Source organism: Nostoc paludosum FACHB-159, assembly GCF_014698835.1.
Taxonomy (GTDB): Bacteria; Cyanobacteriota; Cyanobacteriia; order Cyanobacteriales; family Nostocaceae; genus Nostoc; species Nostoc paludosum.
Genome location: NZ_JACJTU010000015.1, coordinates 43638 through 69241, shown reverse-complemented (window position 1 = coordinate 69241; position 25604 = coordinate 43638). Strand labels below are relative to the sequence as shown.

12 protein-coding genes are annotated in these 25604 nt (G+C 41.9%); 8 read left to right on the top strand and 4 right to left on the bottom strand.

Annotation, left to right across the window (positions count from 1 at the left end):
- Nucleotides 1–82 precede the first annotated feature (82 nt).
- Entirely contained in the window at nucleotides 83–1402 is a 1320-nt protein-coding gene (locus H6H03_RS16955) for a dihydroorotase (RefSeq protein WP_190956250.1), read from the bottom strand.
- A 318-nt stretch (nucleotides 1403–1720) separates the two neighbouring features.
- On the opposite strand from H6H03_RS16955, the gene lepB (H6H03_RS16950) reads away from it, so the two are divergent.
- The 6 genes from lepB (H6H03_RS16950) (at nucleotide 1721) to H6H03_RS16925 (ending at nucleotide 11866) form a co-directional block, all read left to right on the top strand.
- On the top strand, nucleotides 1721–2374 hold the full coding sequence (gene lepB, locus H6H03_RS16950; RefSeq protein ID WP_190956249.1) for a signal peptidase I: 654 nt from the start codon (nucleotides 1721–1723) through the stop codon (nucleotides 2372–2374).
- 179 nt (nucleotides 2375–2553) lie between these two features.
- Nucleotides 2554–3159, top strand: a complete 606-nt coding sequence (gene lepB, locus H6H03_RS16945) for a signal peptidase I (protein WP_190956248.1) — start codon at nucleotides 2554–2556, stop codon at nucleotides 3157–3159.
- 65 nt (nucleotides 3160–3224) lie between these two features.
- Nucleotides 3225–4034 carry an MOSC domain-containing protein gene (locus H6H03_RS16940; RefSeq protein ID WP_190956339.1) on the top strand — a complete coding sequence of 270 codons (810 nt, stop codon included), beginning with the start codon at nucleotides 3225–3227 and terminating at the stop codon, nucleotides 4032–4034.
- Between the two features lie 503 nt (nucleotides 4035–4537).
- Nucleotides 4538–8095 carry an ATP-binding protein gene (locus H6H03_RS16935; protein WP_190956247.1) on the top strand — a complete coding sequence of 1186 codons (3558 nt, stop codon included), beginning with the start codon at nucleotides 4538–4540 and terminating at the stop codon, nucleotides 8093–8095.
- Entirely contained in the window at nucleotides 8092–9927 is a 1836-nt protein-coding gene (locus tag H6H03_RS16930) for a two-component system response regulator (protein WP_190956246.1), read from the top strand. The genes H6H03_RS16935 and H6H03_RS16930 overlap by 4 nt, the downstream gene beginning before the upstream one ends.
- Before the next feature lie 583 nt (nucleotides 9928–10510).
- Nucleotides 10511–11866, top strand: a complete 1356-nt coding sequence (locus H6H03_RS16925) for a hybrid sensor histidine kinase/response regulator (RefSeq protein ID WP_190956245.1) — start codon at nucleotides 10511–10513, stop codon at nucleotides 11864–11866.
- 42 nt (nucleotides 11867–11908) lie between these two features.
- On the opposite strand, the gene H6H03_RS16920 is transcribed toward H6H03_RS16925, so the two are convergent.
- Nucleotides 11909–13588 (bottom strand): hybrid sensor histidine kinase/response regulator, encoded by a 1680-nt coding sequence (locus tag H6H03_RS16920; RefSeq protein WP_190956244.1) that lies wholly within the window; start codon nucleotides 13586–13588, stop codon nucleotides 11909–11911.
- Nucleotides 13589–13595: 7 nt separating this feature from the next.
- Entirely contained in the window at nucleotides 13596–19505 is a 5910-nt protein-coding gene (locus tag H6H03_RS16915) for a PAS domain-containing protein (protein WP_190956243.1), read from the bottom strand.
- A gap of 333 nt (nucleotides 19506–19838) precedes the next feature.
- On the opposite strand from H6H03_RS16915, the gene ldpA reads away from it, so the two are divergent.
- Together ldpA and H6H03_RS16905 are read left to right on the top strand one after the other, a co-directional pair.
- Complete coding sequence (ldpA, locus tag H6H03_RS16910; protein ID WP_190956242.1) at nucleotides 19839–21008, top strand: circadian clock protein LdpA; 1170 nt, start codon at nucleotides 19839–19841, stop codon at nucleotides 21006–21008.
- Nucleotides 21009–21155: 147 nt separating this feature from the next.
- Complete coding sequence (locus tag H6H03_RS16905; protein ID WP_190956241.1) at nucleotides 21156–22886, top strand: R3H domain-containing nucleic acid-binding protein; 1731 nt, start codon at nucleotides 21156–21158, stop codon at nucleotides 22884–22886.
- Nucleotides 22887–23184: 298 nt separating this feature from the next.
- On the opposite strand, the gene H6H03_RS16900 is transcribed toward H6H03_RS16905, so the two are convergent.
- Nucleotides 23185–25167 carry a DUF4347 domain-containing protein gene (locus H6H03_RS16900; protein WP_190956240.1) on the bottom strand — a complete coding sequence of 661 codons (1983 nt, stop codon included), beginning with the start codon at nucleotides 25165–25167 and terminating at the stop codon, nucleotides 23185–23187.
- Nucleotides 25168–25604: the final 437 nt, after the last annotated feature.

Sequence of the window (25604 nt, the reverse complement as noted above, 5' to 3'; positions counted from 1 at the left end):
TGGTAGATCAAAATCTTGCCAGCCTAAGTATTACTTTGATGTATAATCACTTATCTATTACGTAAGCTTAAATAAATATTTGCTACAAAAAAGTTAAAGCTTGACCCCGCACTTGGGTATTTACCTGCCCTTTGTCATAAACAATCTCGCCGCCGACAATGGTGGTTACAGCCCAGCCGGTGAGGTTCCAGCCTTCAAAAGGACTCCAACGGCACTTAGTTAACAGTTCCTCACGCCGGACTGGACGATATGTGTTTAAATCTACAAGCACCAAATCAGCATCATAACCTGGTGCGATCGCTCCTTTGTTAGGAATACCATAAGCCACAGCCACAGCTTTGGACATCCAATTCACAACTTGGGGAACAGTACACTTTCCCTCCATCGCCGCAGTTAACATTAAAGCTAGGGAAGTTTCCACCCCAGGCATTCCCGACGGCGTGTTGGGATATTCTTGTGCTTTTTCTTCCAATGTGTGGGGGGCATGATCTGTGGCAATAAAATCAATTACGCCATCCCGTAAAGCTTGCCAGAGGACTTCATTATCGTGGGGCGATCGCAAAGGCGGATTCATCTGTGCTAAAGTGCCTATCTGTGCATAAGCGCTGGTATTCAACAACAAATGCTGTGGTGTCACCTCTGCCGTTACCCAACTCGGTTTATCCTGACGCAGCAACTCTGCTTCATCGGCTGTTGACAGATGCAGAATATGTAAACGACGTTGATATTTTTTAGAAAGTTTTAATGCCAGTTGAGTTGCCAACAAAGCTGCTTGATTATCTTGAATTTGGGAATGAACGGCTACATCGTGAATATTGGCAAATTCTTGGCGTCGTTGGTTGATTCTGGCTTGGTCTTCGGCGTGAACAGCAATCAAGCGAGATCCTTTAGCAAATATGGCTTCTAGCGCTGTTTCGCCATCAACCAGCAATTGACCATGCATCGACCCCATAAAAATTTTAATGCCTGGTGTTGGCTTAGCTAGAAGCAAATCTGGTAGATTCTCTGCTGTTGCCCCAATAAAAAAGCCATAATTAACCAAGCACTTTTGGGAGGCACGTTCTAGCTTGTCATCTAAAGCTTGCTGCGTTGTGGTCAGGGGGCGGGTATTGGGCATTTCCAAAAAAGAAGTCACTCCTCCTTTAGCGCAGGCACAACTGGCGGTGAACAAATCTTCTTTGTGTTCTAGTCCTGGTTCTCGGAAATGCACCTGCGGATCGATGACTCCTGGCAACAAAGTTAACCCTTGTGCGTCAATTTCTGTGGCTAGTTCTGTTTGGGAGATTTCTGGCGCAACTTCGACTATTTGGCGATCGCGCGTCAACACATCCCCAATCATAACTTCACCATTGGGTAGGATAATACGAGCGTGGCGAATCAGTAAACTTTCTGGAGATGACATGGGGGTTAGCAATTCCAATTTAAAATTCAAAATCAGGAAATATAATCTTGGCAAGTATTCAGGCTACTTCTGGAACAACTTCGTCACCAAAAGCAGCTTACGTTTTACAGATAACTATGCTTTTAGGTTAAACTTAGTCGCGCTCTGAGTCACGAATTTTTGCGGAGCGTTAAAAAAAAGTTTATTTTTAATTTATGAAGAACCTCGTGAAAATCCGAATCTAACTAGGAAATTAAAATTTTTCCGTTAACATTAACAGATAAAATCACTTTAGTCTAGTTGATTACCTACCTCCCTCTCTCTTAGTTAAGTAATTTCATGCAAAATAAAGTGTCTGATAATAACTCAAGTCAACAACCCGATAATTCCTGGATCGCAGAGCTAGGTAGAACAATTGTTTTAAGTATTGTTCTAGCTCTGGGAATTCGTACCTTTGTTGCTGAAGCACGCTGGATTCCTTCTGGATCGATGGAACCGACTCTGCATGGTACGCCAAACCAGTGGGAGGCAGACAAAATCATTGTCGATAAGTTGAAGTATAAATTTGCCAGCCCCCAACGCGGAGATATCGTAGTATTTTCACCTACTGAGGAGCTACAAAAAGAACAATACCAGGATGCTTTCATTAAACGTGTAATCGGCTTACCTGGAGAAAAAGTACAATTAAGGAATGGCAAAGTCTATATCAATGATAAACCCCTGCCAGAACAGAATTATCTAAGCTCAGGGCAGAGTACAGTTATTGATGTTTGTAAAGACGCTCCCCAACCGCGCTTTTTGGCAAAACCCCAAACCATACCAGCAGACTCATATTTAGTACTAGGTGACAATCGCAATAGTAGCTACGATAGCCGCTGTTGGGGTGTTGTCCCCCGCCAGAATATTATTGGTCGTGCTGTATTTCGCTTCTGGCCTCTAAATCACATTGGGGGAATTGATAAAACACCACTATATCCACAAACAACTCCATAAACACCATCGATCTAAAAAAATGACAACAAAGGAGAAAGTACAACTAACAAACCAAAACAAAAGGCGATATCAATTTAAAAAAACAATGCGACAGATACACACTCGCAAACTCTTGTTCTGTCGGCTTTTTGAATTTTAAATTTTTAACTTTTAACTTTTAACTTTGAATTGGTTATGATATGCCCAGTATCAACCGTAAGATGATTGTAGAAGGTAGTGTAATACTAGTCTTCTGGATTATTGCTGTGTATATCCTGATTTTTACTGAAAGACGCTGGATTCCTTCTGGTGCTATGGAACCGACTCTGCATGGTACACCAAACCAGTGGGAAGCAGATAAAATCATTGTTGATAAGTTGAAGTATAAATTTTCTAAACCACAACGGGGAGATATTGTGGTTTTTTCGCCTACTGAACAGTTGAAAAAAGAACAATACCAGGATGCTTTTATTAAACGCGTAATCGGTTTACCTGGAGAAAAAGTACAACTTCAGAATGGCAAAGTTTATATCAACAATCAACCTCTCCCAGAAGACAATTACGTTAGTTCAAGTCAGAATACATTAATTGATGTTTGCTTATCAGGGGCGCAACCACCCTTCTTAGCGAAACCTCAAACAATACCAGCAGACTCATATTTAGTACTAGGTGACAATCGTAACAGTAGCTACGATAGCCGTTGTTGGGGTGTTGTCCCCCGCAAAAATATTATTGGTCGTGCTGTATTTCGCTTCTGGCCTCTCAACCATATTGGGGGAATCGATAAATCACCACTTTATCCATAATTGAAGAAGAATTCAAAATTCAGAATCAATCATTTCTGAGTAGCACAAAATCCAAAATTGCTATGATGCCTTACCTAGCTAAAATTTTACTGTATCCGGTTAAGTCGCTGGATGGTGTTGAGGTTGAGAGTGCTAGAGTTCTTGACAGTGGTGCGCTAGAACATGACAGAGAATTTGCCATTTTTGATGAACAGGGTAGATTTGTTAATGGCAAGCGTCATGCCAAAATTCATTTATTGCGGGCGTCTTACACAAGCCTCATTGGAAACTCGCAATTCACAGTTTCAAATAAAACTATATCGCTAGAAATTCCTGGTAGTAACTCACAAAAAGTTTTTCATTTGTATGAGGAACAGCAAGCATTAGAAGCAACTTTGAGTGATTTTTTTGGGTTTGGTGTGATACTCAAACAAAATTCTCTCATCGGCTTTCCTGATGATACAGACTCACCCGGCCCAACGGTAATTAGTACAGCAACGTTAGTAGAAGTGGCTTCTTGGTTTCCCGGTTTAAGTGTAGATGAAATGCGGCGCAGAATCCGCGCCAATATCGAAATCGATGGTGTACCAGCATTTTGGGAAGATCGGCTATTTAGCGAACAAGGTGATTTAGTCTCCTTTCGAGTCGGAGATGTGGATTTTTTTGGAGTTAAACCTTGTCAACGTTGTATAGTCCCAACACGGGATTCTTATTTGGGGGAACCTTATCCAAACTTTCAAAAAATCTTTGTAAACCATCGCCAAGCAACCTTACCAGAATGGGTTACTTCATCGCGTTTCAATCACTTCTACAGATTGAGCATCAATACAGAATTACCTGCATCATCAGCCGGAAAAATTTTACAAATCGGAACAAAAGTTGAGATATCTGCATAACAAAATTAACACTTTGCAAGATTGGAAAATATAGAGTAAACTTTTTTTGATTTTTTTGATTTTTAGTGTCTGTTTACATCAAAATCTAAAAATTGTTGTACCTACGATCTAGATCTTTATATAAACTTAAAGGTTTTAATACCGAAAAAGCAAGACATCAGCAATTCCAAAATAAATTTATGGTTCGGTGCTAATGGCAACCTGAATTTGAGAATGGCATACTGTAGCTGTTCGCTTCAATTTCTGTTCTAGAAAACCTGTTGATAGATTGCTAGATAAAATTGAGCAAATCAAGGTGTAATCATTAAGTTTAAAAATTGAGATATTGGAGGAACTCAGCCAGTCAAACAAGTATATCAAATAGAATTTAGTACTTTTTTATACTTTAAAGCATAAAATATGTCATAAGCTGAAACTATGACACACCCTAGTGATCCTGTTCTGGGATGTAGCTGATATGACAAAAATGCCCCTAGTACCCCCTGGGGAAGAATCAAAAAACAATGTTATCTAAACTTCAGCCCGTTAAATCTCTCAATTGCTTAGTTGGCAAAGTCTATGCCAAGATGCCCCTGAGGTATATTCTGATTGTCCCGTTTATATTGCAAATTTGCGGGGCAGTAGGACTAGTGGGCTATCTTTCCTATGAAAACGGACAAAAAGCGGTAAAAGAACTTGCTGCTCAATTAGAAAACGAAATTTGCGATCGCGTTGAACAGCATCTCGATAGCTATTTAACAACTCCGAAACAAATTAATCAAATTAATTTAGATGCAATTGAGTTAAATTTGCTCAATCTTTCTGACTTTAAAACCACCGGAAATTACTTTTGGAAGCAAATGCAGGTTTTTAACATTGGCTACAACAACTTTGCCAATTCCAAAGGTGAATTTATTGGTATTGAGCGTTTAGATAATGGCCAGCTATTAATTAATGAAGTTACCCAAAAACAAGGTATAGGTAAACTTTATGTTTACACTACAGATAACCAAGGAAATCGCCAGCATTTGCAAGAAGTCAAAAATTACGATCCTCGCCAAGAAGCTTGGTATGCAGATGCAGTCAAGGCTGGCAAACCAGTTTGGAGTCAAATTTATCAATGGGAAGATAAACCAGAAATTTTATCCATATCTTCTAGCTATCCTGTTTACAATAAACATCGCCAGATGATAGGGGTGATTGGTGTTGATTTGATTTTGTCACAAATCGGCAGTTTTTTATCCCAAGTAAAGACCAGACAATCTGGTAGAACATTTATATTAGAGCGTTCGGGATTAATAGTAGCTTCTTCTAGTGAGTCACCATATAGTATGGTTAACGATCGACCGAAGCGGATATCGGGATTAGATAGCCAAGATTCTGTAACTCGACTCACAACACAATATTTAATCAAAAAATTTGGTAGTCTTGAGTTTGTTGCGGGAAAAAAACAGTTAAATTTTACTGTCGATGGAATAGATTATTTCGTACAAGTAAAAAGTTGGCAAGACGATTTGGGTTTGGATTGGCTAATTGTAGCAGTAATTCCTGAAGGGGAATTTATGGAGCAAATTAACGCCAATACCCGTACCACATTTTGGCTGTGCATAATTGCTTTGTTAGTAGCTACAGAAATTGGGATTTTTACTGCTCAGTGGATAATTAAGCCGATTCTACAATTAAATACATCAGCGAAGAAAATTGCAGAAGGAGAATGGGAGCAAACACCAAAAATTAACCGCTCTGATGAATTAGGAGAACTAGCCAAATCATTTGAAACTATGGCCAAGCAGCTAGAAGTATCCTTTAGTGTTTTGGAAGCCAAGAATGCCGAGATGCAAGTTTTAAATGAAGCGCTATCTGAAAGTCAAAGTCGGCTGACTCAATTTTTAGAAGCTATGCCAGTAGGTGTGTTTATTCTAGATGCTCAAGGTAATCCTTATTATACAAATGAAATTGCTCAAGAAATTCTTGGTCAAGGGGCAGTAGCAGAAGTTGTCCCCGAACAATTGTCAGGAGTATATCAAGCTTATCTTGCTGGTACAAATCAACTTTATCCTAGCGATCGCTTGCCAATTGTAAGAGCATTGCAAGGGGAAAGCGGCAGGATTGATGATATGGAAATCCGTCGTCATGACAAGATTATTCCCATTGAAGTTTTGGGAAAACCAATTTATGATGAATCGGGGAATTTGGCTTTTGCGATCGCTACATTTTTTGATATTGGTCAACGCAAACAAGCAGAAAAATTACTAGCAGAATACAACCTCATCTTAGAAGCTCAAGTCAAAAAACGTACTGATGAATTTCAGCAAGTTATTGAGCAATTGCAAATCACCCAAGAAGAACTGCTCGAATCACAAAAAATCGCTGCACAGGAAAAACAAGCAGCCATTCGTGAAGCAGCACGCAGCGCGGCCGCCAACCTTGCCAAAAGCGAATTCCTCGCTAATATGAGCCACGAACTACGTACCCCACTCAATGCTATTCTTGGTTTTAGCCAAGTTATGAGCCGAGATTACTCATTATCTAGCGAACATCAGCAAAACTTAGCAATTATAAATCGTGCTGGCGAACATCTATTGAATTTAATTAACGATATTCTAGAAATGTCTAAAATTGAAGCTGGTAGAATCAGATTAAATCTGAGCAGCTTTGATTTAATTCATCTGCTGAAAAACTTAGGAGAAATGTTGCACTTACGTGCCGCATCAAAAAACTTAGAACTAGTATTTGAATATGCTCCAGACCTGCCCAAGTACATAGAAACTGACGAAAATAAATTATATCAAATATTACTCAATATCTTGGGTAACGCCATCAAATTTACTGATAATGGTAGGGTAACGTTAAGGGTGAAGCTAGGGACTGGAGGACACGCAAACAAGTCAGAGCATTGGCTTGCGACGATGGCTTTGCCAACGGAAGACACCGACAGTTCTTTCACCCCGTCACCCCGTCACCCTGTCACCGCGTCTTCTTCGTCTACCCAATCCCTAATCTTCGAGGTAGAAGACACTGGTTGCGGTATTGCGCCAGAAGAGATTGATTTGCTGTTTGAGGCTTTTGAGCAAACCGAAATCGGGAGAAAATCCCAACAAGGTACAGGATTAGGCTTGGCAATTAGCCGTAAATACGTAGAATTGATGGGTGGAAGTATTACTGTCAGCAGTACTCCCGGTATTGGTAGTATATTTACTTTTGACGTTCAGATTGCTCTGGCTTGTCCCAGAGAAATGCCGACAAACCAAAATAAATACCCAGTCATCGCTTTAGCTGCTGCTCAAGAAGCATACCGGATTTTAGTCGTTGACGACTCCAAAGAAAGCCGTCTGTTGCTAGTCAAAATTCTCACATCTATGGGCTTTGAAGTTAGGGAAGCTATAAATGGTAGGGAAGCAGTTGTCAATTGGAAATCTTGGCAACCGCACTTAATTTTTATGGATATGCGAATGCCTGTCATGGACGGTTATGAAGCTACAAGAATCATTAAATCTCAAGAATTGAGGCATAGAGAAGAAGTTGTACCAAGTGAAGTAAACTGCCAAAGTCCAACGCTAATTGCTAGTCACTTGAGTGGGAGTCAGTTTTGTCCAACGGCGAATTCCTTTGCTCCCCTTTGCGACTTTCCTGAAACACCCCAAAGCTATTCCCCTAAATGCACCATTATTATTGCCCTGACTGCTAGCGCCTTTGAAGAAGAACGCCAGAGAACTTTGTCCATTGGATGTGATGATTTTATTCGCAAGCCATTCACCCAGGAAGTATTATTAGAAAAACTGAGCGAACATTTGGGCGTAAAATATACCAGCCAAATACCAATCACAAACACATCGGTTACCGAGCAACCCACACAAATGTTTACTAGTGTTGCTGAACTCCTGAGCCATTTGTCACAAATGCCCCCTGAGTGGCTCCAACAGATACACTATGCCGCAGCTAGCTGTAGCGATGACCTGATTTTACAGTTACTCAAAGAAATTCCATCTGATAAGAGTCAAGTTTTCCAAGTCTTCAGGGATTTAGCAAATAACTATCAGTTTGAGAAAATCATGGAATTGACCAGAACAAACCTAGAATGAATTACGAGCATTTAGACCCTTATAAAAAAGATATTTTGATCGTTGACGATATGCCAGATAACCTGCGGGTTTTATCTTCAATATTGACAAGGGAAGGGTATAACGTTCGTAAAGCCTTGAACTGGCAAATGGCGCTGACAGCAACTCAAACAGTATTACCCGATCTAATTCTGCTTGATATTATGATGCCAGAAGTAGATGGCTATGAAATTTGTCAAACCTTTAAAGCTTGGGAGCTAACAGCCGATATTCCAGTAATTTTTATTAGTGCTTTGGATGATGTTTTTGACAAAGTGAAAGCCTTTCGCGTAGGTGGGGTAGACTACATCACCAAACCTTTTGAGTTTCAAGAAGTTTTAGTGCGGGTACAAAATCAACTGGCTTTAAGGTCAGCACGATTGGAAATATTGAAACTTAATATTGAATTGGAACATCGAGTAAAACAGCGGACTTGGGAGTTAGAAAATGCTCTGCAAAAACTCCACGAAGAAATTATTTCTCGCCAGAAATTACAAAGCCAAATTCTAGATATAGCACTGCATGATTCTCTGACTGGATTACCAAACCGAGTATTGTTTATCAGACAACTCAAAAATGCTCTCAATCGTGCTAAGCAAGAACCTAATTATAAATTTGCAGTACTTTTTTTAGACTGCGATCGCTTTAAAGTAATTAATGATTCTCTGGGGCATTTAGTAGGAGATGAATTGCTCATAGCCATCGCCCACCGCTTGCAAACATGCCTGATACCTATTGATACCCTAGCACGATTAGGCGGTGACGAATTTGGCATTCTGCTGGAAAATATTGCAGATATCAATATCGCAATCCAAGTTGCCGAACGCATTCTCCAACAGCTATCACTGGCTTTTAAACTGTCGAGATATGAAGTTTTTATGAATGCCAGCATTGGTATTAGTTGGGGTAATAAAGATTACGATCGCCCAGAATATTTACTGCGAGATGCTGATACAGCAATGTATCGTGCTAAGGCTCAAGGAAGGGCAAAGTATCACGTTTTTGACCCAGCAATGCACCAGGAAGCCATTCATCTTTTAGAGTTGGAAAACGACTTGCGGAGGGCTGTTGAAAGACAAGAATTCCTGGTTTATTATCAACCAATTGTTTCCCTAACTACAGGCAGAATTTCTGGATTTGAAGCCTTAGTACGCTGGCAACATCCAACTCGCGGTTTGGTTTCTCCCATAGAATTTATTCCTGTAGCAGAAGAAACAGGTTTGATTAGTGCCATCAATACTTGGGTATTACAATCAGCTTGCCATCAACTAAGTATCTGGCAACATCATCCAATAACACCAGAACCTTTAAGTATTAGTGTAAACTTGAGTGCTAGATTATTTTCACAACCCAATTTACTGGATCAAATTGACCGAATAATTAATGAAAATAAAATCAATCCAGAACATTTACAATTAGAAATTACAGAAAGTGTAATTATGGAAAATACTAATGCAATTAAAATAATTCTCGAACAATTAAAGCAGCGTAAAATTAAATTAGTTATGGATGATTTTGGTACAGGATATTCTTCTTTAAGTTATCTGCATAGCTTTCCTTTAAATGCACTCAAAATTGACAAATCTTTTGTCAAACGGATGCAGGAAAACGAAGAAAATATGGGGTTAGTACCAGCAATGATTGGTATTGCTAACTCAATGGGAATGAGCGCGATCGCTGAAGGCGTTGAAACGCAAGAACAGTTAACCCAACTGAGAAATTTAAACTGTGATTTTGCTCAAGGATATCTGTTCTCTAAACCCATAAAAGAACAATTGGTTATGGAGCTACTTGCCACAGCACCCCAATGGTAGCGACCAAATAGCACCTGACAAAAACTTTATGATTGACCCTCAGTGAGCTAGCGTGCAGGTGCTATCCACATACTGCATCTAGGTTTTAGCTTCGTAAAATTCCTCACTCGCCAATACTTTTTATCGTCTGTAAAACTCTCAAGCCCTGTGGAGTTAAACTATAAATATAACTATTTTGGCGCAATTAAGCGAAATTTGCAGTGTGATTTCAAATTGGCATTTACTATCCTCAATAGACCTCTTGCAAAAGTGTTTTTTGCACTCTTGTGGGAAAAGGGATACATGTTAAAGGGGAAAGGAAAATACCAAAGCTTTCCCCCTTTCTCCTTTCCCCGACTTCTGCAAGAAGTCTAATGTGTAAGAATTCCGTAACCAGATTCAACAGGTAAATTCCCTTGCCAGCTTCTGGTGCTGGAAACTTAACAGCTAGGTACTAGAGCAATGGCAAATCATAATAATTAAACTATCTGGATAAAATTAATGAATCAATATACAAGTCAACCTAAATTAATTTTAAATTTTAATTTATAAATTTTGGGACTTTAATTTTTACATAAAACCCAATCAAGGTAAATTATTAATAATGAATTTAAATCAAATTACCCATCATAAAAAAAATATTTTGGTGGTAGATGATACCCCAGATAATTTGCGGCTTTTGTCAGCAATGTTGACTGCACAAGGTTTTGAAGTTCGCAAAGCCTTAAATGGCAAAATGGCGTTGACTGCGTGTCAAATGGTTTTGCCAGATGTGATTTTGCTGGATATCAATATGCCAGGTATGGATGGCTATCAAGTTTGTCAACAGCTCAAAGCTGACGATAGAACTTGCGAAATCCCAGTAATTTTTATTAGCGCCCTTGATGATGTTTTAGATAAGGCAAAAGCCTTTGATGTTGGTGGTGTGGATTATATTGCCAAACCTTTTCATGGAGCAGAGGTTGTGCTACGAATTGAAAATCAGATTAATTTACGTTTGCTCCAAGTTAAACTGCAAGAAAAAAATTTTTTACTCCAACAAGCTCTCGACAACTTGAAAGCCGCCCAAGTTCAACAAATTCAAAACGAAAAAATGGTAGCCTTGGGGCAGTTAGTAGCTGGAATTGCTCACGAAATTAATAACCCGATCAGTTTTATTTATGGAAATCTCCAATATGCTGGTCAATATGTACAAGATTTAGTAAATATAATTGAAGTTTATCAAAAAGAATATCTCCAACCCACACCAAAAATTCAGCAAATATCTCAAGATATAGACTTGAATTTTGTGATTCAAGATTTGCAAAATCTTATAAGCGCGATGTATAGAGGTTCTAATCGGATTCGAGAAATAGTATTAGCACTACAAAACTTTGCTCGACACGATGAATCTCAAATCAAGCGAGTAAATATCCATGAAGGCATCGACAACACTTTAGTGATGTTACAGCATCGCCTCAAGGAAACAGCTAATCGCCCGGCAATTATTGTAGTTAAAAATTATGGCAAATTGCCTCTAATCAAATGTTATGCAAGCGAGCTAAATCAAGTATTTATGCATCTATTAAATAATGCTATTGATGCTTTAGAAAAGGGAGTGGGGAGTGGGGAATGGGGAGATGAGAGGAGAATAATAACTCCTCAGTTAACAGTCAACACTCAGCACTTACCACTCCCAATGCCTCAAATTCGGATTTACACACAGATGACAAACTCTAACACGGTCAAAATTACGATCGCCGATAATGGCCCTGGTATCCAAGATTCATTGCGATCGCGTTTATTTGACCCATTTTTTACCACAAAACCTGTAGGCAAAGGTAGTGGCTTAGGATTGTCTATTAGCTATCAAATTATTGTGCAAAAACATCAAGGAAACATTACCTGCAACTCATCTGTTGGACAAGGAGCAGAATTCGCGATCGAAATTCCCATAGAACAACCGAACACTAATCCGTAATTCATAATTAAGATATACTCTAAATTCCCCAGTTCCCACTCCCTACTCCGACAGGCTCCAGGGTAGTTTAACTATGAAATTTGTCCAGCCTTGAGAACTGCTAACTTCAATTGTGCCTTGGAGATATTGTACTAACTTCTTGACCAATGCTAAGCCTAATCCTGTGCCACCATATTGTCGGCGATCGCTTTGGATAATTTGATAAATCTGGTCAAAAACTTGAGATTGTTCTTGTATATTGCTTTGAGGAATCCGGTAAAACGGTTCAAAGATTTGAGATTGTTCCTCTATAGGAATTTGAACCCCAGAATTGCTAACTGTGATTTGAAAGTAGGGAACTTGAATATTATTTGATACACCAGATTCAGCACCCTTATTTACGATAGTTTTTGTGATATTCACGATCTCAACAGTTACCCTAATTTGTTCATTAGCAGGTGTGTATTTACAAGCATTATTCAGTAATTCCGAGATAATTTCAGTCAGGCTAGCCAAGTCTGAAACTAAAGGTGGTAAATCTGGAGAAACACTAACTTGCAATATCTGTTGTTTATCTCGAACACGCGCCTCAAAACTCTCAGCAATATGAGGAAGCCAGTTTTGGAGTAGAATTAAAGTTAATTCCAATGGATAGGTATTTGCATCAATCATTCGCATGTACAGCAAATCGTCTACTAAATCTAACTCTTGTTCGCATTGGTCACGCATGATTCTTAGGTAACGACCTACAATTTGAGATGTAAAACCTGCGTCTGAATTTAAAATGCCCTGCTGGTCTAAAATATTTTCTAGCACGGTAATTGCCATTTTGATATTTGACAATGGCGTTCGCATTTCATGGGAGGTGGTTACTAAAAAATCCTCTTTTAACTTGTTCAATCTTTCGAGTTCTGCCACTTGAATTTCTAGTTGTCTAGCACGTTCAGCAGCGAGGTTGCGTTCTTCAATTACCCGTCGTTGCGTGTCATCCCGAAAAACTAGTACGGCTCCTGTAATTACACCTTTGTTATCTCTCAGGGCAGTAGCGCTATCAGCTACTGGAACAGTTGTGCCGTCTTTCCCAACCAGTAAGACCTGAGTGCCAAGATAGATAATAGTTTGTTGTTCGAGGGCTGTGATAATTGGATTTTTTACTGGAAGTTGAGTTTGTTCATCAACAAGTTTGAGAACTTCAGTTAACACTTTATCTTTAGCTTCATCCCATCGCCAACCTGTAATGGCTTCAGCTACTGCATTGATGTATTTAATATGTAATTCAGCATCTACTACAATTACGCCGTCGCCCATTCCTCGAAGCACAGAACTCAAAAATTGCTCCCGATTGTAGCGATTGAGAGCTGTTTGAATGGCTACGTAAAGTTCTTGTTCCTTGATGGGTTTGAGAATATATCCAAAGGGGGATGTCAGTGTTGCCCGCTCTACAGTATTTTTGTCTGAGTGCCCGGTAAGGTAGATAATAGGAATTTGCAAATCAAGCCAAATTTGCTCTGCTGCCTGGATGCCGTCAATTTCACCACGTAACCTAATATCCATTAAAATCAGGTTTGGGCGCAACTGAGTTGCTTTTTCAATAGCTAATTCTGCGGAATCGGCAATATCTAAAACTCTGTATCCTAAAGACTCTAAGCTTTCTTGTAAGTTGATGGCAAGAATATATTCATCTTCAACAACAAGGACTCCAACTGTCTGGTTTGCATTACTGTTTGATGCGATGCCGCTCATATTTATTTTATGCCCTGCTGTTTGTAAAAGAAATTTTGAATTGTGTTCCCTGGTGACACTCAATTTCGAGTTTTCCTCTTAGCTGCTTGACTAAACCTTGGACAAGGGTTATTCCCAGCGTTTTAACTTTCTTGGTATCAAAATTTTCAGGTAAACCAATACCATTATCTCGAATAATGAGTATCAAACTACACTCAGCTTCTTGATAAAACTTAACTTCAATTTCTCCTTCCCGATTACCAACAAAAGCGTATTTCAAAGCATTGGAAACCAGTTCATTGATAATCAAACCACAAGGAATGGCGGTTTCGATATCGAGGCTAGCATTATCAACTTGAATCTTCAGTTTAATTTGACTAGGACTAACATTATAGGAATCAAATAAGTGAGTTGTTAAATCTGGGATGTATTGGGCGAAATCAATATCAGCAAGGTCTTCAGAGCGATACAATTTTTCATGAACTAAGGCAATAGAGGCGATGCGGTTTTGGCTATCGCACAGAATTGCAGCCACCTGAGGATCTTGTGTACGTCTGCACTGCATTTGTAACAAACTGCTGACAATTCCTAAATTGTTCTTCACGCGATGGTGAATTTCTTTGAGTAATACTTCCTTTTCTTTGAGAGAAGCTTTGATTTTTTCCTCTGCTTGCTTATGTTCGGTAATATCTTGGTGGACAGCAACAAGGACGCTTCCATACTCAGGATGCTCAAAGACAGAAGTGGTAGCACTACACCAGAAAGGAGTGCCATCTTTCTTAACATTATGAACTTCATAAGTGGCTTCACTGTGTTGGAAAACAGCAGTCATAATTGCCTGGCTAACATTTTCAGGTGTATTGTTTTCATCACCGTAGTTGACAATTGATACATGGTGACCGACTAATTCACCAGGGTCATAGCCAAACATTTGCTCGAATTTCGGATTGGCGTAGACAATAATGGCGTCAGTAGCTCTAATTAAGCAAATTCCTTCAGCGATGTTGCGGGTAATTACTGCTTGCAGTTCTAGCATCTGTTGGGCGCGTTTACGATCGCTGATTTCCACAATCACAAAGCCAATGCTGATGGGTTGCTCAGCCTGAGAAAGAATCGGAAAGCAGGAAACTAACCACGCCCGTTTCATACCAGGGTGTTTTGGAGTTTCCCCGTCGATCTCCAAATCCAGAATCGGTTCACCCATAGTTAAAACATGTTTAAAGATCGGTTCTAGCTTTCGTGCCAAATCTGGGATAATTTCCCATACAGACTTGCCAATATGTTCTGCTGCCTTAATTCCATTCATTTGTGCTAGTGCTTGATTCACCAATGTAAAATGCAACTGGCGATCGAGAATGGTTAAACCAACTGGTGCGCTACTAATAAAAGCATTTAATAACTGTTGCTGATGAGCCAGTTCTCGTTCGAGAATTTTACGTTCAGTGATGTCAATCGCCACCCTACCCACTAGCTTTTGTGTAGACAATCCCAAAATTGGAAACTTGTATACCAAAAATTCACCAATGGTGTCGTCTGGACGCCAAGCAGTTTCGATGACTTCAAGTACCTGATTTGTTTGGTTGACTGTGCGAATATGATTTAAATGCTGCTGAGCAATTTCAGCTGGGTAGAGGTCAAATATGGATTGCCCGATCGCCTGTTCGGGTTGTAATTTAAATGTACGTAAGTATGTTTGATTTAAGTAAAGTACACGCCCCTGTGTATCGGTAATCCAAGCTAGTACCGGACTATTGTTCATAAATGCTTGGAATCGGGCTTCACTTTCTCGCAGGGCTACTTCTGCTTGTTTGGTAGCACTAACATCAATGATTACACCCAGCATTCGTACAGCTTTGCCTGCTTCGTTGTAAACGCCGCGCCCTTTGCCAGTGAGCCAGTGAATGCTGCCATCGGGGTAAATTACTCGATATTCAGCTTCATAATTAATATGCTCTGCCAACGCACTGAATAAAGCCTGTTCAACTCGGCCAACATCCTCTGGATGCATAGAATTACGCCATAGCTGATACTTGGCTGTTGGTATTTCTGGTTCCAACCCCAGCAAACGAAAATGGTTGTCGTTCCAAATGACTTCGTTTGTTTGAATATTCCAGTCCCAAGTACCAATATGATTAAATTCCAAGGTGAGTCTGAGTTGTTCTTCACTTTTGGCTAAAGCTGCTTCGGCTTGCTTGCGTAAGCATAATTCCTCGTAGACATCGCTGATATCCCGATGAGTACCAGTCATCCGCAAAGGGTTTCCTTGTGCATCTCGCATGACAACTTTGCCATAATTGGCAACCCATTTCCATTCCCCCGATTTAGTTCGGAGTCGATAGTCAAATTTGTAGCGTACTGAACTGTCCTTCAAGTGGGCTGCCAAAATTTCCTCTACCCAAGCCCGATCCTGTGGATGAACCAATTGTTTCCAAGTACTCAAATTATGTGGAAGTTCATCGAAGGTGTATCCCAGCATTTCTAAATAGCGGGGGCTGTAATACACCTCTCCAGTATGAATATTCCAGTCCCATAAACCATCTCCAGAAGCTTCAAGTGCTAATTGTAATCGTTCCTCACTTTCTCGGAGGGCTATTTCGGCTTGTTTGCGGGCAGTGATATCCGTGACTCGTACTAGGTTCATGACATTGCCAGCAACTGTGATTTGCTTAGCTGCGATGTTTCCCCAAAAGCAATCGCCCTGCTTGGTCACATATTCAATTTCTCGACTCCAAAACCCTTGCTGGTTAATTTCTTCGTTGATGGAGTCTATCTCTTGGGAGGTAAACTGTTGTTTTTGCAGAGTATGGCCTGCAATGTTAATCAGTTCAGCTTTGCTAGAGGCTGCAAATAAATTCACTGCTCGCTGATTACAGTCAGTGGTCAATGATGTTGCTAAATCCACCAAAAAAAGCGCATCAGCGGATTCATTATAAACAGCTTCTAACAAGTCGCGGTTACGGATGATTTCTAACTCAGTTTGTTTGCGTTCTGTAATATCTAGGATAGATCCTAACAGCTTAACTGCTTGCCCTTGAGGATTGTAAGCTATCTCTGCTCTACCCTCAACGTAGCGGACAGAGCCATTGGGGCGGACAATTCGGAACTCAATGTTATTGAAAGGGGTTTGTTGGGCAATGGTTCCTTCAAAATTGGTCTGGAACAGTTCGCGATCCTCTGGATGAATCATTTGGATAAATTCTGCCAGGTTCGGTTCGCTTTGAGTTGGATTAAGGCCAAAAATGCGAAAAGTTTCCTTTGACCAGGAACGCTTGTTGGTTTCTATATCCCATTCCCAACTACCTACATGGGCGATTTGTTGAGTGGTGGCTAGTTGGGCTTCACTGTGTCGGAGTTTATCCTCGGCAAGTTTGCGTAAGCGCAGCTCCTCGTAGACATGGCTCATGTCCCCAAGTGAACCGACCAATCGCACTGGATTTCCTTGCTCATCCCAAACAGCTTTTGCGCGCGATCGCACCCAGCGATAGCTGCCATCCTTGCACCGCAGACGATACTCGACGTTATAATCTCCAACTTGCCTACTCAAATAAGCTTCTTGGGCAGCCATAACTCTGGTATAGTCATCAGGATGAATGCGGGTAGCCCACTCATCATCGCCATCGCTTATTTCATTGGGTTCATATCCCAAAATTGCGAACCAACGATCCGACCGGAAGGTGCGATCGGTAGAGATGTCCCAATCCCAAATTGCTTCATTAGTACCTGCGATGGCCAGTTGCCAACGTTCTTCACTTTGGCGTAAAGTTTCTTCAGCTGTTTGGCGTTCGCGCAGTGCGGCTTGCTTTTCCGTGACATCTTGAGCAGTACCATAAAGGCGGATTACCCGTCCATCGGCGTTGAATTGTGCATGTCCAATACCCTCGAAGTAGCGATTGGAACCATCTGGTTGGGGTACGCGGAGAATTTCTTTATAGGACTCACCAGTGGCGATCGCTCGCTCAACACTTTGGTGCAATTTGTGGCGATCTTCAGGGTGATACAGTTGCAGATTTTCTTCATAAGTCGGTTCCAGAAGTGTAGGTTCCCGATTGAAGAGGTCGAAAAGTCCCTTCGACCAGGTAATTTTACCAGTGGCAAGTTCATACTCCCAATTACCAAGGCGAGCAACTCGCTGGGATTCTTCTAGCAAAGCTTGACTCTTGCGTAGTGTTTCTTCAGTACGCTTGAGGTCGGTGACATCTACCACCAATCCATCCCAAGCCACACGTCCATCGTGTAACTGGCGTGGTGTGGAACGAAAATGCAACCATTTGAGTTGACCAGTCTTGGTTTGCATTCGCAGCTGAATATCAAACACAGACAAATCACCCATCGACTCTTCAACCGCTGCCTGTAGACGGGGAATATCCTCTGGAATAAACTGGCGATAAAGCAAAGATGAATCATTGAGTGCATCTTCTACCTTGACTTGTGTCAGTTTTTCAATTCCACCACTCAGGTAGGAAAAGCGATCGCTACCATCCAGTTCCCGAATCACCCGATAAACTGCGCCATTGGACAGATTATCTCCAATTAAATGCAACATGATTTCGCGCTCATGCAAAGCAAGTTCTGTTTGTTTGCGTTGAGTGATATCTCGCCCTTCTGGAATCAACAAAACGACTTGACCAATTTCGTTTTGCAGCGGACGTAGGGAAAAATCGATGGTTGCTACTCGGTTATTTGCCCCAATCACATCAACTTCATAACGGATAAACTCGCCTTGAGCTGCACGGGCGATGGCTTGTTTTAATTGTTCTTGGGTTTGTGGTGAAATCGTCCACCAGTGTGTTTCCCAAAAAGGACGGTTGACAACATCTTCTAGCTTCAGTCCACCAAAACTCAGCGCAGTCTGGTTTGCTTCTAACAAAATGCCATCTGGGGTCAATAAACCTGTGAATTGGAAAGTGTTATTGAAGATAGCCCGGAATCGGCGATCGCTTTCCTGTAATGCAGCAGTGCGTTCTTGTACTTTAGCTTCTAACTCAGCGTTGAGGGTTTGGAGATTGTTGTAGAGTTCGGCTTGTTGAATGGCGATCGCTAGTTGCACTGTCAATTGTTTGAGCAATTCCACTTCAAATGTCTGCCATTCTCGCGGGGCAGAACATTGATGCACAATAAATAGCCCCCACAGTTCAAGTGCTGGAGTTCCTTTGTTTTTGAGCAAAATCGGCACAATTAAACTTGCCTTCACCTGGAACCGCTCTAATAATTGAATATGGCACTTACTTAAACCCGCTTCGTAGATATTCGTCGTTGTCCAGATTCTTCCATGAATATATTCTTCCCTCTGGCTTGGCTGCAAACAAGTATCTTCAATTTCCAGTTCTAAAACTGCTATCCATTCAGGTAAAGTTGACTCCGCTACAACACCACCCCTCATCTGAGGTGTTAACTGATATATTAATGCCCGATCTGCCTTGAGTAACTGGCGGACTTCTTGAACACTGCTATTAAGAATATCTTGCAGCTGCAAAGATTGGCGGATATGTAGAGCGATCGCTCCCACCAGACGTTGTTGTTCTTGCTGCTGTTCTATCTGGTGTATTAGCTGCATTTGCTTGATTGCCCCATGAATTGCTCGGCATAAACTGTCACGAGTTAGTTTTCCCTTGACCAGATAATCCTGCGCTCCATTCTTCATGGCTTGGACTGCGATCGTTTCGTCTCCCTGTCCTGTTAGCATAATTACTGAAATTTGGCAACCTTGGGTTTGCCTCTGTAACTGAGTCAGAAATTCCAGCCCATTCCAATCTGGCAATTGATAGTCCAACAAAATCACATCCGGTATTTTCCCTTGACAAGCTTGTAGCGCCTCTTCCCCAGACTCAAATTCGCAAATATCGTAGGTGTTGCGATCGTCCTGTTCCAACAAGCGTCGATACAAAGCTCTATCTTCGGCAGAATCTTCCACAAAGAATACAGTAGTTGAGTAAAACATAGGGAGTCGGTGGATGGTGAGGTGGGGAGTATGAGAGATGAGGGGGCAAAGGAAGCAAAAACACAAATATGGATTGAATTTGGTCTTAAGTGCAACTATCTGGATCAATCAGGTAGAAAAATCTATGCAATCTCAAACCAAATTTTAAGTGGATTTTTGAGTATGGTTACTAACCCGTCACCTTGGTTAATGAAACACTAAGATTGTTTCTCATCTGCCCCCTTTGCCCCTCTGCCTCCTCTGCTCCCTGCCCCAATAGCCCAAATCAGGAAATCCGGACTTTTTCTTGATTACACACTACTATTTTTAGTCGCATAAACGCATAATAGAAATGTGACTGATCTGTTCGCCCCTTTACAATCTCTAAAACTTGGTCACTGGTTCAAGCTCATCTGCGGAGCCAGTTACCAGCATCTGCCGGCAGTCAGAAGTTTAACGTTAGCCTACACTTTGGCGGGCGCTGACTGCATAGATGTCGCTGCCGATCCGGCGGTGATTGCAGCAGCGCAAGCGGCGCTACATATAGCCAAGGATTTGGCTAGGGATGCCCAGGAGCGAGGCTTTGGCTACAAAGGCAATTCACCTTTTTTAATGGTCAGCCTGAATGATGGAGAAGACCCCCATTTTCGCAAAGCAGAATTTAATTATACTCAGTGCCCTACAGACTGCCCTAGACCCTGCCAAAGGATTTGTCCGGCACAAGCAATCGTGTTTAACAGTATAAAAGAAGACTTTTCGGGAGTAGTAGCCCAAAAATGCTATGGCTGTGGTCGTTGTATACCAGTTTGTCCATATGATATAATTTATACAAGTTCATATATGTCAACGCCGGGAGCGATCGCGCCATTGGTAATGTCAACGGGAGTAGATGCCGTAGAAATCCATACAAAAGTAGGGCGGTTGGCAGAATTTGAGCGATTGTGGCAGGCAATTTCACCGTGGGTCGATGGACTAAAGGTAGTAGCCATCAGTTGTCCCGATGGCGAGGGGATGATAGATTACTTAAAAGCGCTCTATGAACTAATTACCCCACTCAAAAGTGCTTTAATTTGGCAAACCGACGGTCGCCCAATGAGCGGTGACATCGGTGATGGCACCACCTTAGCAGCGGTGAAATTAGGGCAAAAAGTTTTGACAGCCAAGTTACCGGGATATGTGCAGTTAGCAGGCGGCACAAATAGCTACACCGTTGCCAAGTTAAAGGCAATGGGACTACTCAAAGAGGCAGGGAAGCAGGGGAGCAGGGGAGCAGAGGAGAACCAAGAATTTTTTCCCTCTGCCCCTGTGCCCCTGTGCCCCCCATCCTCAATTTCTGGGGTTGCCTACGGTAGCTACGCCCGTGTACTGCTGTCACCAATTCTTGAACAGTTAGAGAATAAGGAGGTGAGTAACACTAATTTTAAAACCACAGTTCATCTAGAAGAAGATGAGGAATTACTTTGGCAAGCTGTAAAGCTAGCCCATTCTCTCGTTTCCCAGATCAAGTCACAGCAGGAGCATTAAGCTATTAAGCTTTTAAATCGCACAGTCACTAATGACCGCTGACAGTTAAGTGTCAACATTAAAAGATGTGCTGCCTTTGATGCGCGACAGCTTAATTACTCGGTTCTCCTGCACGCAAATGTCCTCGCTATCTCTCCCATAGAAAGCATGACGATTACAGACGATCTCCAAAAGTTATTAGACATTTTGCCCCAAGACCTGCGACAAGTACTAGAGAGTCATCCAAAACGAGATAGTTTAGTTGAAGTGGTCTTGGATTTGGGTCGCCGCCCAGAGGCTCGCTTTCCTAATCAAGCCGAGTACCTGAGCGAAAAACCTGTTACTCAAGAACAGATAGATGATTGCATTCAACGAGTTGGAACCTTTGGCGGAGATAATCGGGCAGGAATTGAGCAAACTTTGCATCGGATCAGCGCTATTCGTAACCGCACGGGCAAGATTATTGGCTTGACCTGTCGCGTCGGTCGAGCGGTGTTCGGAACCATCGGTATGATCCGCGATTTGGTAGAAACTGGTAAATCGATTCTCATGCTGGGGCGTCCAGGCGTGGGCAAAACTACTGCCTTACGGGAAATTGCCCGTGTTTTGGCGGATGACCTGCAAAAGCGAGTGGTGATTATTGACACATCCAATGAAATTGCTGGGGATGGTGATGTTGCCCACCCCGCCATTGGTCGCGCTCGCCGGATGCAAGTAGCTCATCCAAACCAACAGCATCAGGTAATGATTGAAGCAGTGGAAAACCACATGCCAGAAGTCATTGTCATTGATGAAATTGGCACGGAACTGGAAGCTTTAGCGGCTCGTACCATTGCTGAACGAGGTGTACAGTTGGTAGGTACTGCCCACGGGAATCAGATTGAAAACCTGATCAAAAACCCCACCCTAGCTGATTTAGTTGGGGGTATCCAAGCTGTGACTCTGGGAGACGACGAAGCTAGACGCCGAGGCAGTCAAAAGACTGTTTTGGAACGCAAAGCCCCTCCGACCTTCGAGATTGCTGTGGAAATGTTGGAACGGCAACGTTGGGTAATACATGAAAGCGTTGCTGACACGGTAGATAATCTGTTGCGGGGTCGTCAGCCTAACCCACAAACGAGAACCGTTGATGACCAGGGTAAAGTCTCGATTACAAGGCAATTAGCTGTAGTTAACGGTCGTGGTGGGCATTTAGCAACAGGGGAGGAATCTTTTTCTTCGGGCCGACAGCCTAACGGCTGGCGTTCATCTGGGCAAATGGTAGCACTGCCGCAGTTGCCTGTAGAACGGGTAACTGGGCGCAGTGAGTTTGACCGCTTACTGGATGAATCCTTCAATTATTCTGAGAGCATTGATTTGGGTGCTACCAGACAGCCAGGGCCAAATGGTGAAGATTTGCCACTGCACGTTTATCCGTATGGCGTTAGCCGCCACCAACTCGAACAGGTAATCAGCGTGCTAACTTTACCAGTTGTGTTGACAAAAGATATAGATAGTGCAGATGCAATTTTAGCATTGCGATCGCATGTCAAAAACCACGCCAAATTACGCCAAATGGCCAAAGCGCGTCATGTGCCCATCCACATGATTAAATCCAGCACCATTCCCCAAATTACCCGTGGTTTGCGGCGGCTGCTAAACATCGACGACCCCGAACTGGCCGACGACCGAGAACTGCAACTGTTTTTGCACAGTGGTAGCGATGACGAAATGGACGCTTTGGAAGAAGCTAGACTTGCCGTTGAGCAAATTGTGATTCCCAAAGGGCAGCCAGTGGAGTTATTGCCGCGTTCTCCCCAAGTCCGCAAAATGCAACATGAGTTAGTAGAACACTATCGGCTCAAGTCCCATAGCTTTGGCGAAGAACCAAATCGCCGCTTAAGGATTTATCCGGCGTAACCTCACCCCAACCCCTCTGCCAAACAAAGAGGGGATTTACAAATTAGCTAGGGGCGCAAGGCCTTGCGCCCCTAACTCGTGGTCTATTTACCTGAAAATAGCTGTAGGAATGACTACACCGTTATCTTTCGATATCTTCATTTCTTCTACAGATAATCCTAGTTGCTCTTGTAGGAAATGAATTTTGCGTTTTTGTTGCCCAAGATAGGGCAATTTAGTGAAAACATCTTTACAAAGCAGTATTTTCAACACACACTTTACAGGTGCGATCGCAATTTTCTTTGATTAGTAAAATATTTCACTTTAAGTTCTTAACTTCAGTTGCACTCAAAGCACGATTATAGATGCGGACTTCATCTATTAATCCATTGAAACGGTCACCCAATGGTGTCCCCTCACCATAGTTCTCCGCTGCACCAATAGTTACTGGATTGTTATCTACTAATATGTTGCCAGTAACTGGGTTAGAACCAATTTGAACGCCATCAACATAAAGACGGAGCAAACTGCCATCGTATGTCCCTACCAGATGTACCCAACGATTGGTGGTTGGTGTACCTTCATAAACATTACCTTCACCATTAGTAGTGCCTATTTCCCATTTATAGGTAGTTACTTGATTGCGCGTACCAAACCCCAAATAGAATTGATCGGGATGAAGAAGGGTGCCAATCTGTCTATTTACAACAGCCTGAAAGCCCACTGGTTGAGCATTTGGACGTACCCAGGCTGAGACAGTGATTTGATTAGTTATAGAGTTAAGACTAGCTGAAGCAGGTATGCTGGCATGGGAGCTATTCTTGCCACTCACTTGAAGACCTTGGCCATATATGCCAACCGTTCTGCTGGAATTAATCAACGATCCATTATTATTATTGCCAGAACTGTCTAAAACAGTATTACCTGTTGCTTCTTCAAATTTCCAATAGCCTACTAATCCATTTGAGTTCTCATTATCAGGTGAGCCACCATTATCGGAGTTGAATTTCCAACTGTTGATATTGTGAGCATTAAATCGAGATCCTGTGCCAGCAGTAAAGCCAACAAAGGCTTGGGAACCGAGAACAGAAGTTAAATCAATCTGGTAGGAAAGTGCTGCTTTGGCGGTTGGAAGTTTAGTCGAACTTTGGGAAAGGAAAACATCTAGTTTGTCGGTACTACCGTTGTACTCAATCCAAGCATTAATTGGCGTACCGGAGTTGAGATCGATTGGGGTAGCTGAGTTTGAATCAGTGACAGTACTGGTGGTTGCAAGCGCAGCATTCACATTACCATCTCGCAGCACGGCAATGCTGTTGTTGTTAGTATCTGTTCCATTCTTATAAGTATCAAACTCGATCGCTAAACTCTGAGTAATAGGGGTGAGAGTCCCGCCATAGCCTAAATTGCCACCACTACTACCCTTAGCATTCGCCTTTGCCGGACTATTTTGCAGCACAAAGGTAAATCCATCTGCTCCAAGAGTTCCACCTGTCAATTGAAATTGGAACTGGGTTTGAAAGGAGGTGTTAGTATCCAATGCAATGGGAGTAGTGTAGAAAACACTACCTGACTGAGATGCAGAGGCTGGAGTCAAACGCAGTGCATTACCAAACTGGGCCGAACTGCCGTTAAATTTGAGTCCACTCGTGCTGGCAAAATTCGTGTAGTCAAAGCCAGCCAGCAGCCCATTATAGGTATTTAAAAGCGAAGGCTGGATGGCTAGAGGAGATTCAATTGTACCAGTTGCGTACTCCAGTACCCAGTTGCCACCTTGAGATATATTCCCAGTTAGATCTGTCGATGCAGCTACATCCGCCCCAGTCAATTGCCCCAATTCGGAAACAAAGGTACTCCCCACTGTACCTGCGGCAACATTACAACCGTAGAGCAAGATATCGGCATCAGCCGCCAAAGCATCTGCCCAGGTTTCTAAGTCTTGACTTCGGCTGTGGAGTGTCTCAAGATTGACTACAGAATTCCCAAGCTCCAGTTGACCAGAACTGCCGTGGGAAATAACGTGAACCCCTAAAAGATCGTCATAGTTAGAGAGTGTCTCAGTGATTTGCGTAATACTATCTTGCTCAGGCTGAAGCGGAATAATGAGGTCAGTAGTTAAACCTTGAAGAATTTTTTCTACCTCAGGAATACTTAAATCGACGAAGGCAATTGACTGAGGATTTACTAACTGTGCTTCAGTTAATAATAAGTTGGGAATCAAGTTTGATCCTAGACCTTGACTTGAGGAAAAACCAGTAACCAAAGCGGAATTATCGAAATCAGAAAAGTTTGTCTCAAACATATATGAGGCTTCTGGAATAGACTTGTACGAAAATTAAATTTCTGACAGGCAAGAGGAAGAAACCCCTTAAAACCACCTAGATTCCGCATTTATGGGATGAGGTGTATGATATTTTTTCAGTATCACATCAAAAGCACATTTAATTAGCAAGTTATTTATAAAGTAAAAATAAAATTATACTTAGGCGTGTTGTGCGTGTATTTGATGATTATTTACCATAAAAAATATAATGCAAGCGTCTAAATTGCCGTTTTGTAAGCGGTGCGTTACGGCTTTAGCCTCAGACATTCTACTTCATATTTACTTTATCAACGGTTTTTTGTAGTACAGAATACTAAAAGTAATTCCAAATTAAAATTTTGACAACGGGTACAGTTTACCTGGTAACAATAGGATTTTGTCAAGTCGGATAAAAACCAAGCGATCGCTAAATCGTT

Bases quoted from the DNA above. Each gene is read 5' to 3' on its own strand.
- H6H03_RS16955 (WP_190956250.1), bottom strand. From the start codon at position 1,402: ATGTCATCTCCAGAAAGTTTACTGATTCGCCACGCTCGTATTATCCTA.
- lepB (WP_190956249.1), top strand. From the start codon at position 1,721: ATGCAAAATAAAGTGTCTGATAATAACTCAAGTCAACAACCCGATAAT.
- lepB (WP_190956248.1), top strand. From the start codon at position 2,554: ATGCCCAGTATCAACCGTAAGATGATTGTAGAAGGTAGTGTAATACTA.
- H6H03_RS16940 (WP_190956339.1), top strand. From the start codon at position 3,225: ATGCCTTACCTAGCTAAAATTTTACTGTATCCGGTTAAGTCGCTGGAT.
- H6H03_RS16935 (WP_190956247.1), top strand. From the start codon at position 4,538: ATGTTATCTAAACTTCAGCCCGTTAAATCTCTCAATTGCTTAGTTGGC.
- H6H03_RS16930 (WP_190956246.1), top strand. From the start codon at position 8,092: ATGAATTACGAGCATTTAGACCCTTATAAAAAAGATATTTTGATCGTT.
- H6H03_RS16925 (WP_190956245.1), top strand. From the start codon at position 10,511: ATGAATTTAAATCAAATTACCCATCATAAAAAAAATATTTTGGTGGTA.
- H6H03_RS16920 (WP_190956244.1), bottom strand. From the start codon at position 13,588: ATGAGCGGCATCGCATCAAACAGTAATGCAAACCAGACAGTTGGAGTC.
- H6H03_RS16915 (WP_190956243.1), bottom strand. From the start codon at position 19,505: ATGTTTTACTCAACTACTGTATTCTTTGTGGAAGATTCTGCCGAAGAT.
- H6H03_RS16905 (WP_190956241.1), top strand. From the start codon at position 21,156: ATGACGATTACAGACGATCTCCAAAAGTTATTAGACATTTTGCCCCAA.
- H6H03_RS16900 (WP_190956240.1), bottom strand. From the start codon at position 25,167: ATGTTTGAGACAAACTTTTCTGATTTCGATAATTCCGCTTTGGTTACT.